This window comes from Oceanobacter kriegii DSM 6294 (assembly GCF_000422845.1).
Lineage (GTDB): Bacteria > Pseudomonadota > Gammaproteobacteria > Pseudomonadales > Oceanobacteraceae > Oceanobacter > Oceanobacter kriegii.
In genome coordinates, this window is the sequence record NZ_AUGV01000004.1 from 45,786 (window position 1) to 62,052 (window position 16,267).

The 16,267-nt window shown below is 55.6% G+C and carries 14 protein-coding genes; 5 read left to right on the forward strand and 9 right to left on the reverse strand.

Translation table 11 applies throughout. The features are described 5' to 3' along the window. Positions 1-196: 196 nt before the first annotated feature. Positions 197-1,144, forward strand: coding sequence for an adenosylcobinamide-phosphate synthase CbiB (cbiB, locus tag G516_RS0103165; protein WP_028292434.1), 948 nt, complete (start codon positions 197-199; stop codon positions 1,142-1,144). A 39-nt stretch (positions 1,145-1,183) separates the two neighbouring features. On the opposite strand, the gene G516_RS0103170 is transcribed toward cbiB, so the two are convergent. The 4 genes from G516_RS0103170 to ppsA all read right to left on the reverse strand — a co-directional run bounded on the left by G516_RS0103170 (position 1,184) and on the right by ppsA (position 5,983). Continuing rightward, positions 1,184-1,732 (reverse strand): hypothetical protein, encoded by a 549-nt coding sequence (locus G516_RS0103170; RefSeq protein WP_156878930.1) that lies wholly within the window; start codon positions 1,730-1,732, stop codon positions 1,184-1,186. Positions 1,733-1,858: 126 nt separating this feature from the next. Further along, positions 1,859-2,353, reverse strand: coding sequence for a ribonuclease E activity regulator RraA (gene rraA, locus G516_RS0103175; protein WP_028292436.1), 495 nt, complete (start codon positions 2,351-2,353; stop codon positions 1,859-1,861). A 178-nt stretch (positions 2,354-2,531) separates the two neighbouring features. Beyond that, complete coding sequence (locus tag G516_RS0103180; protein ID WP_028292437.1) at positions 2,532-3,524, reverse strand: alpha/beta fold hydrolase; 993 nt, start codon at positions 3,522-3,524, stop codon at positions 2,532-2,534. A gap of 92 nt (positions 3,525-3,616) precedes the next feature. Further along, on the reverse strand, positions 3,617-5,983 hold the full coding sequence (gene ppsA / locus G516_RS0103185) for a phosphoenolpyruvate synthase (RefSeq protein WP_028292438.1): 2,367 nt from the start codon (positions 5,981-5,983) through the stop codon (positions 3,617-3,619). 347 nt (positions 5,984-6,330) lie between these two features. Here ppsA and ppsR point away from each other — a divergent pair, with 347 nt between their 5' ends. Continuing rightward, positions 6,331-7,149 carry a posphoenolpyruvate synthetase regulatory kinase/phosphorylase PpsR gene (gene ppsR, locus G516_RS0103190; protein ID WP_028292439.1) on the forward strand — a complete coding sequence of 273 codons (819 nt, stop codon included), beginning with the start codon at positions 6,331-6,333 and terminating at the stop codon, positions 7,147-7,149. A 285-nt stretch (positions 7,150-7,434) separates the two neighbouring features. Here ppsR and G516_RS0103195 read toward each other — a convergent pair whose 3' ends face one another. After that, on the reverse strand, positions 7,435-8,283 hold the full coding sequence (locus G516_RS0103195) for an alpha/beta fold hydrolase (RefSeq protein WP_028292440.1): 849 nt from the start codon (positions 8,281-8,283) through the stop codon (positions 7,435-7,437). Positions 8,284-8,455: 172 nt separating this feature from the next. Between G516_RS0103195 and pabB the strand changes: the two genes are divergently transcribed. Next, the gene (pabB, locus tag G516_RS20815; protein WP_156878931.1) at positions 8,456-9,808 is read left to right on the forward strand and encodes an aminodeoxychorismate synthase component I; all 1,353 of its coding nucleotides are present in this window, start codon (positions 8,456-8,458) and stop codon (positions 9,806-9,808) included. A gap of 340 nt (positions 9,809-10,148) precedes the next feature. Here the strand turns inward: pabB and G516_RS0103205 are convergent, their stop codons facing one another. From G516_RS0103205 to G516_RS0103220, 4 genes are all read right to left on the reverse strand, one after another. Beyond that, a complete protein-coding gene (locus tag G516_RS0103205) occupies positions 10,149-10,547 on the reverse strand; it encodes a YqaA family protein (protein ID WP_036534271.1) in 399 nt (132 codons plus the stop codon). A gap of 164 nt (positions 10,548-10,711) precedes the next feature. Next, entirely contained in the window at positions 10,712-11,332 is a 621-nt protein-coding gene (locus G516_RS0103210; protein ID WP_245582598.1) for a hypothetical protein, read from the reverse strand. A 146-nt stretch (positions 11,333-11,478) separates the two neighbouring features. Next, positions 11,479-12,642, reverse strand: a complete 1,164-nt coding sequence (locus G516_RS0103215; RefSeq protein WP_028292443.1) for a cupin domain-containing carboxymuconolactone decarboxylase family protein — start codon at positions 12,640-12,642, stop codon at positions 11,479-11,481. Between the two features lie 132 nt (positions 12,643-12,774). Next, positions 12,775-13,764, reverse strand: coding sequence for a helix-turn-helix domain-containing protein (locus G516_RS0103220; protein ID WP_028292444.1), 990 nt, complete (start codon positions 13,762-13,764; stop codon positions 12,775-12,777). A gap of 162 nt (positions 13,765-13,926) precedes the next feature. Here G516_RS0103220 and G516_RS0103225 point away from each other — a divergent pair, with 162 nt between their 5' ends. Next, positions 13,927-15,345, forward strand: coding sequence for an ethanolamine ammonia-lyase subunit EutB (locus G516_RS0103225; RefSeq protein ID WP_028292445.1), 1,419 nt, complete (start codon positions 13,927-13,929; stop codon positions 15,343-15,345). Then, on the forward strand, positions 15,345-16,244 hold the full coding sequence (gene eutC / locus G516_RS0103230) for an ethanolamine ammonia-lyase subunit EutC (protein WP_084644834.1): 900 nt from the start codon (positions 15,345-15,347) through the stop codon (positions 16,242-16,244). The genes G516_RS0103225 and eutC overlap by 1 nt, the downstream gene beginning before the upstream one ends. Positions 16,245-16,267: the final 23 nt, after the last annotated feature.

The following is a 16,267-nucleotide window of genomic DNA, read 5'->3' on the forward strand; positions in this document are numbered from 1 at the left end:
CAGGATGGTTTGTCCATGGCATAGAACAAACCCGAGTGAATTAATCAGGTTTTTCTGGAAACCCTGCGATTCAGAGTAGACGACAAAATGACTGCGCTGTCATCACAGGATTATCAATCCTTTGGTAGTACCCAATGTATTGAATCCGGAGGCCCACACAGGCACAGTGCAAGCCTCTTTGCCTGGACCCAACACTGTGACTGTTCTCTACTGGTTAAGCGCTTTTCTGCTGGACCTGAAACTCGGTGACCCGCACCACTGGCCCCATCCGGTTATCTGGATTGGCAAGCTGATTTCTGCTTCAGAACGCTGGCTGTTGAAAGCAGACGCCGCCCCTCAGCAACAACTTCTCGCGGGCTTGGTGCTCTGGTGTTGGGTGGTTGGACTGTCGGTGCTGGTATGCCTTGGCGTGCTGTTTCTGGCCGCTGCTTTGCACCCGCTGCTGGCTGTTCTGGTGCAGGTGGTTATTGCTTACCAGCTGCTGGCGACCCGCAGTCTGGCCGATGCGGCCCATCAGGTATTGGACGCATTAAATTCCGGCTCACTGGCCGACAGTCGTGAAAAGCTGTCCTGGATTGTCGGCCGCGACACCAGCCAGCTGGATGAAACCGCCATTGCCCGCGCCACGGTCGAAACCGTGGCCGAAAACACCGTTGATGGCGTCATTGCGCCCTTGTTCTGGCTGTTTATTGGTGGCATTCCGGCAATGGTTGCCTACAAAGCCGTGAACACTCTGGATTCCATGGTGGGCTATAAAAACGACAAGTACCGGCACTTTGGTTTTGTATCAGCCCGGCTCGATGACCTTGCCAATTGGCTCCCTGCCCGCTTGAGTCTGATGTTTTTCGCCATCGCGGCGTTGCTGTTGAAATTGAACTGGCAGCAGGCACTACGGATTGGCTGGCGCGATCGTCGTAACCACAAGAGTCCGAATTGCGCCTGGCCTGAAGCTGCGGTGGCTGGCGCACTGGGAATGCGTATGGGCGGCCCGAACGTCTATTTTGGCGAAGTTGTCGACAAACCCTGGATTGGGGGCGAAGGCCGCGACGCGACCCCGCAAGATATTCAGCTTTCAGTGCAGCTGATGTATGCCGCTGCCGCCATCAGCTTTGGCTGCTTTGCAGCGGTCAGCCTGATGTTTTGAACGTCTGAGTCCTCTGAACGTCTGAGTCCTCTGAACCTTTTAGTCTTCTGAACACACGACGCGGGATTCACGGCATTGCACGGCGTCTTGCAGCGCTTTCATGCACTCCCCGGATACCCAATTCGTTGCTTGGTGGCGTGTCGCCGCTGTGGCTTCAAAGAAGTTGTCGGCAAATGGTGGTTTCAGACTGCAATTCCACGCTGGCCCTGTCACGACGGCATGGCGAATTTTCGCAGTGCCCTGATATTCACGGCTTGGCGGATTGGATTTCGGCGCGCTTGCCTGCGGAGCGGCAGATTGGGATGCCGGTGGCGTTACAGGCGGAGAAACCGCAACCCCCTGATGCTTGAGCCATTGCAACAGCTGATCTTGCTTCAGATACACCTCACCGTTCACCGTAATACTGGCGATCTGATCCAGCGCTTTACCATTAGAGGCCGATTGAGCCAGTGCCTGTTGAGCCAATACATCGGAGCCGCAAAACACAGACGCAAGCAGCAGCACAGGCATCACAAGCGGAGCACAGCGTTTTAGGCCAAAGGCGTTATGGGAGAAGTAAGAGAGCAATTGGGAAAGTCGCGTCGACATGGCGTACCTGACAGTAGTGACAGTAGATAGACGAACCGCCAAGATAACACAACATCAACGACGGCAGACACGTTCGCCATGCCGTCGCGATAAGCCATGATTACGGCCTGGAAGAATAGGAAAAAATCAGCCCTCAGGCATTTCCAGCGGTTTAGCCGACACAATAATGCCGTTATTGTCGGCATACACGTAGCAACCTGGTTTGAAGACAACACCGCCGAATTTTACGTCGACGTTAACGTCGCCCAGGCCACGCTTTTCGGTTTTGATAGGGATGGTCGCCAGCGCCTGAACACCCAGGTCAGTTTCCATGATGGCGTCCACATCACGAATACAGCCGTTGATGATGATGCCTTCCCAGCCGTTCTTTTCGGCTTTTTCCGCCAGCATATCGCCCAGCATGGCATGACGTAGCGAACCGCCGCCATCAACCACCAACACCTTGCCAGCGCCTTCCGTCGCCACCAGTTCACGAACCTTGGAGTTATCTTCAAACGCCTTGATGGTAACGATTTCACCACCAAACGACGAGCGGCCACCGTAGTTGTTGAACAGCGGCTCAACCACTTCAATTTCGCCTTCGTAAGCGTCACACAGGTCTGGGGTCAGAATGTCGGTCATGGCCATTTCCTTCTGGAAGATGCATTAAAAATCGTTACCGTTATAAACCAGCCAGCCAACACAGGGAACGGTACTTTGGTGAATGGGCGCTATTCAGAAGGACGATTTTTAGCCCCAAAACGAGAAAGGACACCAAAGGTGCCCTTTCGAGGTTATCAAGCGAACATGCGTATATCCGTTATTTGAGGATGGCACGCTCATCCAGCCAGCTTTCAACCAGAGGCCAGATTTCCTTACTGGCGTATTCGCTGCGGATCATTTCCTGATGGTTGTAGTCGATGGTGAAGCCGGTTGCGGTGCCCAGAGTCTGGGCGCGCTTTTCAACCGCATTGCCGTGATCTTCGCCGTAATGATCGAAGAAACGCTGACAGTATTTCACCGGGTCAATTTCGTCGGCAGCGCCCATCAGCATAAACACCGGCAGCTGGGCGGCTTTCCAACCTGGTAGCAGCGGCTCTTTTTGCTCGTGCAGCTGCCATTTACCAAACAACGTCTGGCGCGCCAGCATTTCCTTTTTGATGCCAACCGGTTCGTTTTCCGGGCCAATGCCCGCCTTACGACCATCCAGCTCCTGCTTGCGCGACATCATAATGCGCGCGGCGGTGCCGCCCATCGGCATCCATACGTACCATGGTCGCTTGAACACCTGGGCGCCAAACGTCATCACGCCCGGGCAGTTTTCAGCCGTCAGCTTGCCTGCGGCAATGGCCGTCGACAACGTCACGCCACCCAGCGAGTGGCCTACCCAGCTGGGGTACTCGCCCGACTTTTCACGCACAAAAGCATGTACCGCCGGAATGTCGTACAGCGCGTATTGCTCAACGGTATTGAGCTTGTAATCCAGATTACGCGGCGAATAACCGTGGCCGCGCATTTCCATAACCCATACATCAAACCCCTGACGCACCAGCCAGGCAGCCAGTCCCTCGCCGTTGTGTTGCAGCCACAAGGTACGGTTGTTGTAGGCGCCATGCAGCAGCACCACCGGTGGATGACGGCCGTCCCGCGCCGGGGAGGTTTCATAGGTGCCAGACGACAGGTGCGTCACGGCGATTTCAACCGTACGATCCTGATCAAGGTTGTGCTTGATCAGATACACATCGTCTGTGAATCCGGCCAGGTGCTCGGCTCTGGCCAGTGTGACAGGAAACAGCTCGCTGCTGCTTTTCATGCAAAAGTGCCTCAAACAAGAATGGGCCATTTCTTTCGAAACAGCCCATCGACAATCCGCGCGCTAACCAGACATTGGCCAGCGGAGCGCGATTATGCCTTTTCTGCGAGGAAGAACCAGGTATCCAGTACCGAATCCGGGTTGAGGGACACACTATCAATACCGTGTTCCATCAGCCACTGGGCGAAGTCTGGGTGGTCGGAAGGTCCTTGCCCGCAAATGCCAACGTATTTGCCCTGTTTTTTACAGGCCTGAATGGCATTTTCAAGCAGTTTTTTGATTGCCGGGTTACGCTCATCAAACAGGTGAGCAATGATACCTGAATCGCGGTCCAGTCCCAGCGTCAACTGGGTCAAATCATTGGAGCCAATTGAGAACCCGTCGAAGTGTTCGAGAAATTCTTCGGCCAACAGGGCATTGGCTGGCAGTTCGCACATCATGATCAGTTTCAGATCATTAACGCCACGCTCCAGACCATTCTCTTTCAGCAAGCCAACTACCTGCTCGGCTTCGCCCGGCGTACGCACGAACGGCACCATGATTTCGACGTTGGTGAAGCCCATTTCATCACGCACCTTGCGCATTGCCCGGCATTCCAACTCGAAGCAATCACGGAAGTTCTTGGAGATGTAACGGGAAGCACCACGGAAACCCAGCATCGGGTTTTCTTCTTCCGGCTCGTACAAACGGCCGCCAATCAGGTTAGCGTATTCGTTCGATTTGAAGTCCGACAAACGCACGATCACGCGTTTTGGCCAGAACGCCGCCGCCAACGAGGAAATGCCTTCCACCAGCTTTTCAACGTAGAAATCCACCGGGCCGTTATAGCCCGAGAAACGACGTTGCACGGTTGGCTTGAGATCTTCCGGCAGGTTGTCGAAGTTCAACAAGGCCTTCGGATGCACACCAATCATGCGGTTAATGATGAACTCCAAACGCGCCAGACCAACACCGGCGTTGGGCAGGCCCTGGAAGTCGAAAGCACGGTCCGGGTTACCGACGTTCATCATGATTTTGAACGGCAGATCCGGCATGGATTCAACGCTGTTGGTGCGAATATCGAAGTCCAGCGCACCTTCGTAAACAAAACCGGTGTCACCTTCGGCACAGGAAACCGTCACTTCCTGACCGTCTTGCAAACGCTCGGTGGCGTCTTCACAGCCTACGACCGCCGGAATACCCAGTTCACGCGCAATGATCGCCGCGTGGCAGGTACGTCCACCCCGGTTGGTCACGATGGCCGCGGAACGCTTCATGATCGGTTCCCAATCCGGGTCGGTCATGTCGGCCACCAGCACATCGCCTTCCTGCACCTGATCCATCTCGTCGATGTCGCGCAGAATACGCACTTTACCGGAGCCAATCCGGTGACCAATAGAGCGGCCTTCAACGGCAACCTTGCCGGTTTCTTTCAGCAGGTAGCGCTCCATCACGTTTTTGCTGGCGCGGCTTTTAACCGTTTCAGGACGGGCTTGCACCACGTACAACTGCTGGTCATCGCCGTCTTTGGCCCACTCAATGTCCATTGGGCGGCCGTAGTGTTTTTCAATAATCAGTGCCATTTCGGCCAGACGCTGCACTTCCGCATCATTGATGGAAAACTGCTGACGCAGCTCACGGTCAACGCGCTGGGTCTCAACCGACTTGCCTACGGCTGCGGCTTCGGAGTACACCATTTTGATGGCTTTGGCACCAAGGTTGCGGCGCAGGATCGCCGGGCGACCTTCTTTCAGATTGTTCTTGTGAACATAGAACTCATCCGGGTTCACAGCACCCTGCACCACGGTTTCACCAAGGCCGTAAGACGAGGTAACAAACACCACCTGATCGAAGCCGGATTCGGTATCAATGGTGAACATCACACCGCTGGATGCGGTTTCACTGCGCACCATGCGCTGGACGCCAGCCGACAAGGCAATCTGGGCATGGTCAAAGCCCTGATGCTCGCGGTAGGCAATCGCACGATCGTTAAACAAAGAAGCAAACACGTCGCGTACAGCGTGCAAGACGTTTTCAACGCCAACGATGTTCAGGTGGGTTTCCTGCTGGCCGGCAAACGAGGCGTCCGGCAGGTCTTCTGCGGTAGCAGATGAACGAACCGCAACGGCCATGTTGGCGTTGCCGTCCTGCAATTTTTCAAAAGACTGGCGAATGGCTTCTTCCAGCTTTGGTGGCAGTGGCGCATCCAGAATCCACTTACGGATGGTGCTGCCGACGTCTGCCAGTTGACGAACATCATCGACATTGAGGTTTTGCAGCGCTTCGTTAATGCGCCCGGCCAATCCTTCGTAAGCCAGAAACTCACGATAAGCATCGGCGGTGGTAGCAAAACCATTGGGGACGGTCACGCCCGCATTGGCCAAATGGCTGATCATTTCACCCAGTGACGCATTCTTGCCACCGACACGGTCTACATCGCCCATGCCTACCTGATCAAACCAAAGTACATAGTCAGTCAACGTTGTTCTCCTGTACTATCGAGCGTTTTAGAAGCCATTCGGAACCATCGGGCGACGTGTCTGCATTGGGGGCTCTGAGTGCTCAACAGAGTGCGCAGACCAAATCCGGGCTCTTGTTTTGTGTCGATTGTACTTGCGGCTTTATCATCGTTTTTGATGCAGGCCACCCTGAACACAACCTTGAGCGACCAACCCCGGCAATGATGCATCCGGAACCGTCCGCACTGGATGAATGGTGTTCTATTCCGTGTTCAACGTTACGCAGCCTGCTTATTGTGCTCTCAACAACCATCCGTTGTCGGCCGCAAGTGCGCGTAATACTAAGTGCAGGACTCGCAAATTTCCATATGAAGCGCTTCGCCTACTTTATTTCCGATGGCACCGGCATTACCGCAGAAATGCTGGGCAACAGCCTGCTGGCACAGTTCGATACCATTGACTTCGAACGGGTCACTTTTCCGTACGTCGACTCCGTTGAAAAAGCCCAGAAAGCGGTAGAGCAAATCAACAAACAAGCGGAAGAAAGCGGCCATCAGGCGCTTATTTTCGATACCGTGATCAACGCCGATTTGCGCAAAATCATCGAACAGGCCAACGGCTTGAAGATTGATATTTTCGATACCTTTCTGGGCAAGATGGAACAAGCGTTAGGTGTATCGTCATCGTACAGCGTCGGCAAATCCCACTCAGCGCTTACACCGGCCTACCTGTCGCGTATCGATTCGGTGAACTTCGCCCTCGACAACGACGACGGTGCCCGTACCCGTCACTACCGCGACGCCGACGTTATTCTGGTGGGGGTATCGCGCTGCGGCAAAACCCCAACCTGCCTGTACCTGGCGATGCAATACGGCATTCGCGCGGCCAACTACCCGCTGACCGAAGAAGACATGGCCGACCTGAAATTACCCAAGGTACTGGAGCAGTTTCGCAGCAAGTTATTTGGCCTCACCATCGACCCCGACCGCCTGGCCGTGATCCGCCACGAACGCCGCGCTAACAGCCGTTATGCGTCGTTAAAGCAGTGTTATCACGAAGTGGATGAAGTAGAAGCCCTGTTCGAGCGCGAGCAAATCAAATACATCAGCACCACCGACAAATCGGTAGAGGAAATCTCCACCCGGATATTGGCCGAAACCGGCCTTCAGCGCCGATTGCAGTCCTGATTCATAATGTCGGGAGTCGGGAGTCGGGAGTCGGGAGTCGGGAGTCGGGAGTCAGTATTGTGTGGGAGAGAGCTTGCTCTCGATGGTCTTATCGGGAATAAATTCCCTCCTACATAACCACCAACACAGGTTGGATAAACGAGCGCAGCGATGTGCCATCCAACGCCGCAGCGCCAGCGAATACAACACGTCAGATGGCAGCCGCTTCGCGTCTTTATCAGACCTACACTGCTGTAAGAAACAAATTCCCTCCCACAACATTCACGCCCTACACGCTGTGTAAAATCACTCGCCCAAATCGGCCAATAACATACTCAAACGATCATTCATCAACCGGGCGACTTGCTTCGGGTGGGTAAATACCAACGAATGGTCGGCTCCGGGAATCAACTGCGACACCCAATCCGCACTTTCCTGCTCCAACCGTTGCTGGCGTGCGTACATATCCGGCGAGCTGTTCTCTCCCACCATGCTCAGCCCCGGAATCTCGGAGACCCAGTTCAGGTAATACTCCTGCTGGCTGCCAAGCGATTCACTAACTGCATGCAGCGCCTGACGCAAGCCATTGGCGTTGGTTTTCAGGCGTTTGATTGCAACCTTGTCGGCCATCGCATTTGCACGGCGATTAGGCGATACCGCATTCAGAAAGTCGATATAAGCGGCATCGTCCCCGGCGCCAAAGCGTTCGCTCAATCCGGCATAGCGCTCCTGCCGTTCAACCAGATGCTCAGCGTCATTGCCCGCCAACCAGGCCGGTTCCAGCAAGTAAATAAGCGGGAAGCTGTGGGTCTTCAGCAGTTCACCCACCACGGTGCCGCCAAACGAATAACCGGCAATATCGGCGTCCCACCAATCCAACTTGTCGATCAGCTCCTCTATCTGGCGGGCGTAATCCTGCGCCATCGGCTGATCCACGCCTTTGAATGTGGAACCTCCCATGCCCGCAAGATCTGGCACCAGAATTTCGCTCCAGCCTTGCAGGTAGTTCACCACGTAGGTCCAGGTCAATTCACCGGCGATGCCCGCGCCGTGCAACAAAATCAGCTTACGGCCGTTGCGGTTATCCGGGCATTTGTAAATGACGGCGTGCTGGTCGGCGCTGGCGGTGGATACGTTTACGGGATGCTTTTCCAAGGGAGTTCCTGACTGCTGGTTCGAACATAAAGTGGGATAAAAACGACGCCTTGCGACTCCGGATAGCAATTTACCGCCACAATCGTTGCCCGAGGGGTTGTGAAGATACTTTACGGGGGCGGATAATAGCGCGCTTGATCGCTTTCTTGAATTTTCGGTGTTGTTTGGCCTGATGCCTTATTTTTGCCAGTCCCTGTCTTTTTCCGCCCAAGCCTTGTTGTTTGCCTGCCATCGTTTGCCTGCTCCGGCGCTGCTGTACAGCGGCTTGAGTGGCCATCCGCGAGAGCACGCTGCCGACCAGAAACGCTGGGCGGTACTGGCGTTTGCGCCAACCCAACAACGCTGTGTTCGCTCATCAATTGACTGGAATGCGCTCACCGCTGACCTTGGCCAACAAGGGTTTCATACCCAGCTTGGACTGACTGCACCACACGAGCGGTTTATCAGCGGCTGGATGGGGTATTTCAGTTACGATGCCGGGCGTTTTACCGTATCCGGTTTGCCCAACAGTGCAATTACTGAGTCAGATACCTCGACAACTGCGCTGCCGTACGCCGAATTCAATCGCTACGCCTTCAGCATTTTACTGGACCTGGATTCTGACCAGTGCGAGCTGCGAGCACCGCAAGCGATGACGGAAAGCGAAGTGGCCAACATCACCTCCCAGCTGCAACAGGCGCTGGATGCCTCGGCCCACGTGGCTGTAGAACCAACCAGCTGGAAGCCGGGTTGGGATGATCAGCGTTACGAACAGGCGTTCGATCGCGTGCAGGAATACATCAACGCAGGCGATGTGTATCAGGTAAACCTGACCATGCCTTTCCATAGCCAAGCCAACCTGACCGAACGCAACCCGACAGAGTTGCTGCAACATTTCGATGCACCGTTTTCCTGCTACTTCAAATCCGATGCCCTGACCCTGTTCAGCGTCAGCCCGGAACGTTTTGTGAAGCTGGAAGAACACCGCATTGTCACCAGCCCGATCAAGGGCACCGCCCCCCGTGGCGCAACGGTCGAAGAAGACGAAGCCAACAAACAATGGCTGGCCAGCAGTGAAAAGAACCAGGCCGAAAACCTGATGATTGTCGACCTGCTGCGCAACGATTTGGGCCGATCTGCACGGCCCGGCAGCGTGAGCGTCGACAAGCTGTTTGATATTGAATCCCACGCCAACGTGCATCACATGGTCAGCACCATCAGTGCCGAAGTGCAGCCAACGCTGACCCCACTGGATGCGGTGCTAAATGCCTTCCCCGGCGGTTCAATCACTGGCGCACCAAAGAAGCGTGCCATGGAAGTGATTCAAGAACTGGAACACAGCCAGCGTGGGCTTTACTGCGGCTCGTTTGGCTATTTCAGCGACAGCGGCGTAGCCGACTTCAACATTCTGATTCGCTCCATCGTTGCGACCGAAAAAGGCGCAGAATGCTGGGGCGGCGGCGGCGTGGTGAAAGACTCAACGGCGGAGTCGGAGTACGAGGAAATCTTCAACAAGGTGCAACGCATTATGGATGCGCCGCTGTAAATCAGCGCTCAGGCTTGTGTAGGAGCAGATTTATCCGCGAAGTAGCATCGTTTTCCATCAACAGCCGCCCGCAGCGGCCGAATCGGGATTGAAATCCCTCCTACAAATAAAGGCAGGCTTGTGTAGGAGCGGATTTATCCGCGAAGTAGTAACCGACGACGTGGTACCCGACACAACAACGGTCACCCACAGCGACCGAATCGGGATTGAAATCCCTCCTACAAATAAAAGCAGGCTCGTGTAGGAGCGGATTTATCCGCGAATTGGCAACGTCACAATAATAGCCGCCCACAGCGGCCGAGTCGGGATTGAAATCCCTCCTACAGATAAGAGCAGCGCTCTAAACAGCACCCCATCCCAACACCAGCAAGGCATAGCGTCCGGCCTTGCCCACAAACACCAGCAACAGTACCCAGTACCACTTCAGCCGTGCTAACCCAGCCAGCAAGGTGAGCGGGTCACCAATCACCGGCAGCCAGGCCAACAGTAAGGTGCCGTAACCGTATTGGTTGAACCAGCTATTAGCGCGCAGCCACCAGCGCTGATTACGCCAATGGTTCACCCGGCTTGCTCCGGCCCAGTAGCCAATCAGGTAATTGATCATCGAGCCGCCGACGTTGCCAACGGTGGCCCAACACCAGAGCCACCATGGCGACAGCCCTTGATCCATCAGTGCCAGCAGAATCAGCTCGGAGCCCATTGGCAGCAGCGTTGCCGCAATCAAGGCGGATAGAAACATGCCGCTGTATCCGAGCGGCAACAGGCATGAAGCAGTCGTTAGTTGCCCAAGGCAGTCGAAGAAGTCCAACAGAAGCTCGTGATCGGTAAAAGCGTCAGTTTAACCCAACACCTCTCGCCAAAACCTCAACCTAACATCCAGGCCTAACACCTAGACCCAAAGATTTAACCCAATGACCGCTTGGGTCGGTAAGCCAGCATCAACAGAATCATCAACACCGCGCCCGAGCCAATCGCTGCCGGGAACAGGGCTGTGGTAATGGAATAGTGTTCCAGCGCCATAATGGCGAACACGTTGCGAGTCGCGCCCATCACAAAAAACACCATCGACTCGGAATACGGGTCTTCGGTAATTTTGCGGGCCGTTGGCCAAAACGCCAGCACGTCGACAAACGTCAGTACGATCACCGCCCACATGGGGTCAGACGTGACAAACCAGATCGGCAACGACGACACCGCTGCCGCAAAGAACCAGCGATCCGAACGGGTGATAGAAATGCTCTGACGCTTAACCCACGCAAGCCAGGCAATAAACACCGTAATCACGCCGGAAATGCCAATGGGCCAGGCTCCTGCCCCACCGCCGTCGTACAGCTGTGCGGCAAACACCACCAGCGTGGTAATGGCCCAAATGACCCAGGAAAACACATGGGGACGCACCACACCACTTAACGTGCCGCGTATATATGGATAAAAGCCCGCCAGCGTAAACAGAATGCTGATCACGCTGAAGGCTTCCTTGCTAAGCAGCAGTTGCATCAGTTGGCTCGAGGCCTGGGTTTCCATAATTCACCGCACGATTTTTCAAACCGCCAATGTACCATAGGGCCTGTGTAGCAACTGCTTGGTTACGACAAATCGTGGCGGTTCTGTTTGGTCGTTGCGGTTCTGTTTGGTCGAGGGGATGCTAATGCTTCCTAAGCCCACAGGCGTTAACGCGAGCTGCGCGCCTCAATCGCGGCGGCAACGCGTACACCGTTTGAAGCCGATACCCTGTGACCCAAGAACTCGCCCAGCTGTGTCAGCTCGTCTTTGGTCAGCCCCACATTCAGCGATGCACCAATGTGTGACCCCAGTTGCGAATCGGTACCGTCGATGGCCGACAGAATCGACACAGTTAGCACCTCGCGTTCCTGAATGGTCAGTAGCCCGCGTGCGAATACATCACCAAACAGGTGCTTTTGCAGAAAAGTATTGGCCACCGGAGCGAAATCAAACAACGGCCCTTCGACCTTGCGGCCAACCAGATCGGTTTGCACCTGAGTGCCAATCTGCTGAGCTTTTTCCGGCGCTGGCAGTTCATCCGCTTCCGGGCCGGTTTCGTCCTTGATACCACTTGCCTTGCGCTCGTCTACCAGCGCCATGAGGGTAACCAGTCCATTCAGGGACTTCGGAAAACCGCCATACGGATACAAGTGCACCATGACTTCTTTCAATTCGTTGATGCTGATTCCAGCATCCAGCGCCTTGGCCAGATTCACTCGCAGCGAGCCCATATCCCCCGCTGCGGCAAAAGCAGCCACCACAGCCAACTGCTGGTTGCGCGCACTGAGCTTGTCGAACGTCGGCTGACTGGCCTCAATGGCATTCAGCGCTGCCTGGTACTGGGCGTCGATCACCTTGTCCTTCCAGACGACGTTTTCACCGTCTTTGCTGTTGGTCACCACAAAGTGAGTCATGGCCGCATGCGGGGTAGCGCCATGCCAATGATCCACGTCTTCCGGACACCAAACGGCTTCGCCTTCATGGAATTCCACTACCTGACCATCGCGAGTAGCGGTAATCGCCGTACCCTTGGTCACCACCATGTGCTGACCTGCCGGGTGGGAATGCCAGGCGGTACGCGCACCGGGTTGAAAGGTTACATAAGCACCGGAATACGGTGTTTGGTCGCCTGGGAAAGCCATTTTTACGAACACATCACCAGTAAACAAATGATCAGGCCCGGCAAAGGTCGGCAAACTGCCGGCGGCATACACTTGCTGGCGCTTGGCGCTATTGCTTTCAGCGCCGCTGGTGGTTTCGGCAATGGCTTCGCCCGACAAGGCAGCAATTGCCATCAGAGCGACAGGACTTAAACGGGATTCAACAGACATAACGGCCTCCGGTAGGAAAACAAACTGCACGTCATGTGCAGCAAATCAGTACCGGAATTGAGCCATGAAACGCCGCTCAAGATTCATGAGCGAGGTTCATTGCCTCAAGTGTCGATCAGGCTAGCCTGAACATCACCACTGCCCTAGGCGCTGGTTCAGCAGACGGCGGGTATGGATGGTTTCTGATGGCAGTTCGCCAAATTGCAGTTTGTAATCCTTGGCGAACTGGCTCAGGTGCCAGAAGCCCCATTGGGTTGCGATGTCTGCCACGCTACTGCCTTCCGGTGCTTGCAACAACGCCCGGCGCACACCGTTCAAGCGCGACACCCGCAAATACCGAATTGGGCTGATGCCTAAAATGCTCTGAAAGCTGTACTGCAAGGTACGGCTGCTTACATTCGCCTGCTCGCACAGTTCGGTCACGGTAAACGCACGATCCGGTTGGCTGGCAATCAACCCCTGAACCGTATCGACCACCTGTTTGCGGTGCTGAAAACTCGGTGTATCGCTGGGGGCCGGTTGTTCTTCCTTGAGCAATTCCAACACCGTCAGCATCAGCACTTCCCGAGACAATCGGTTACGGCCTCGTTCGTCCTGATCGTTCAACATGCGCGCCAATATGTAACGTGCATCGTTCAATACCTTCTCAGGAATCTGATGACGGCCGGGGCCCTCCTGCCACACATCGGCTAACTCATAGCCATGAATATCGGCCATCGCCTGCAAGGCATCACGCTGCACCACCATGCCGTACAGGCTGTATTGCTCTGGTGTCGAAAGCTGGAAATCGTGGTCGCCTGGCTTGCACATAAACGCGGTGCTATCCACTTCCAGGCCGTTGATGCGGCAATTCTGTTGATCCGCTAACGGAATGCCCAGCCAAATAGAATCGGGCCATACCAGGCACTTCTGTTGCAAAGCCTGACTGGTGTCTTCCCGAAACACCTGCAATTGCTCGAACGGCAGTTCGACGATATGGCCAGAAAACTCCCCCTGACTGACCTGATCGTACTGCTGGCTCCAATTGGTGAGGTTGCTGGCGTGCAAGTCGGCATCGCTGGCCTCCCTATGTTGGAGCACGACGCCCTCGCTTGGTGCGCCGTGAGTATCCATTTGCCTCATGGCTGCCCCCGGAATATCGAAATTGCGCAAGCGTGAAATTCGAAAAACTTATAAGTCATTGATTTTTATAGGATTTATGTCTTTTGCAGAAACTTGATAACCACTGTCTGGTTAATTGGCAACAATGACCGAAGCAAAACCTGTGCCCCAGGAGCAACCTTTATGTCAGCAGAACAGCAGCACGCCGCGTTCCGCCATCAGGCAGGACAAAGCACCTTTTATTTTCGGGATTTGGCCGACTTGATGGCCAAAGCCACCCCCGCCCGTTCCGGCGACCGTCTGGCCGGAGTGGCCGCCCGCAGCGCCGAAGAACGCGCCGTAGCGCAAATGGCACTGGCCGACGTTCCGCTGAAACGTTTTCTGAGCGAAGCCCTGATTCCCTACGAAGATGACGAAGTCACTCGTCTGATCATGGACGACCACGACAAGAACGCCTTCGCACCTATTTCTCACCTGACGGTAGGTGACTTCCGTGACTGGCTGCTGAGCGACCTGGCAACGACGTCGGTGCTGGAGCAGATTCGTGCAGGCATTACGCCGGAAATGGCGGCTGCCGTGAGCAAGATCATGCGCAATCAGGATCTGATTCTGGTGGCCAAGAAGTGCCACGTAAAAAGCGCTTTCCGTAACACCATTGGCCTGCCGGGACACCTGTCGACCCGTTTGCAGCCTAACCACCCGACCGATGATTTAAGCGGCATTGCCGCCAGCATTCTGGACGGCTTGCTGTACGCCAACGGCGACGCCGTGATTGGCATAAACCCGGCCACCGACAACGTGCCGCAAGCCTGCCGCCTGATGAAAATGATGGACGAGGTGATCCAGCACTACGAGATCCCCACCCAGTCCTGTGTTCTGACACACGTAACCAACACCATCGAAGCCATCGAACAAGGCGCTCCGGTGGATCTGGTCTTCCAGTCGATTGGCGGCACCCAGGCCACCAATGACAGCTTTGGTTTCAACCTCGCTACCCTGCAAGAAGCCCGGGACGCTGCCCTGTCGCTAAAACGCGGCACGGTGGGCGACAACGTTATGTACTTCGAAACCGGCCAGGGTAGCTCGTTGTCAGCGAATGCCCATCACGGTGTTGACCAGCAAACTTGCGAGGCTCGCGCTTATGCGGTCGCTCGCAAGTTTAGCCCCCTGCTGGTCAACACAGTGGTGGGTTTTATTGGCCCGGAATACCTCTACGACGGCAAGGAAATCACCCGCGCGGGGCTGGAAGACCACTTCTGCGCCAAGCTGCTGGGCCTGCCGATGGGCTGCGACGTTTGTTACACCAACCACGCCAACGCCGACCAGAACGACATGGACAACCTGATGACCCTGCTGGGCGTAGCAGGCTGCACTTTCATCATGGGCATCCCCGGCTCTGACGACATCATGCTGAACTACCAAACCACCTCATTCCACGACGCGCTGTACGCCCGCCGGGCGCTGGGCCTGAAGCCGGCACCGGAATTCGCCGCCTGGCTGGAACAGGTCGAGATTTTCCGCAATGGCCAGAGCTTTACCCTCAACAACCAACTGCCCGCCCGATTCGAGCAGTCGTTAGGCAACCTGCTGGGAGGTCATTGATGAGCACCGATAACCGCATCAAGGTCGATACCGACGAGCTGCAAAACGACGACCTGAAAACCGGGCAAGATTCCGCCGTTACCGACAACCCGTGGGAAAGCCTGCGTAAATTCACCGACGCCCGCATTGGCCTTGGCCGCTCTGGCGTCAGCGTGCCGACCAAACACCTGCTGGACTTCCAGCTGGCCCATGCCCGCGCCCAGGACGCCGTGCACAGCCCACTGCAAACCGAACAGCTGATAGACAATTTGGTGCAGCAAAGCTGGTGCCCCGCCGGGCTGCCATTCCAACTGCACAGCCAGGCAGAACACCGCGCCGAATACCTGCAACGGCCAGACCTGGGCCGTCGTTTGAACAGCGGTTCGCAACAGATTTTGCAAGACCACCAGCACCCGAAAGCGGCTCAGGGCGAACGCTACGATCTGGCCATTGCCATCGTCGACGGCCTGTCTGCTCGGGCCATTGAAGACAACTGTTTGCCGTTTTTGGCACAGCTGGTGCCACTGCTAACCGGCCACAAACAGCCGTGGAAAATCGCCCCACTGGCGATTGTGGAACAAGGCCGCGTTGCCGTTGGCGACCACGTGGGTGAACTTCTGAATGCCCGTTGTGTGCTGGTGTTGGTGGGCGAACGCCCGGGACTCAGCTCGCCCGACAGCCTTGGGCTGTACCTGACCTGGAACCCGAAAGTGGGCCACACCGATGCCCTGCGCAACTGCATTTCCAACGTGCGACCAGCCGGATACCGTTTTCCGGAAGCGGCTCGCAAAGCCCTGTACCTGCTGAACGAAGCCCGTCATCTTGAAGTTTCAGGGGTCAACCTGAAAGACCGCAGCGACGACTCGGCACTGGAACAGGACGACAACCATAACCATAACTTCTTGATCGGCCACAGCTGATCGTTTCGAACTGCCCTCGATGT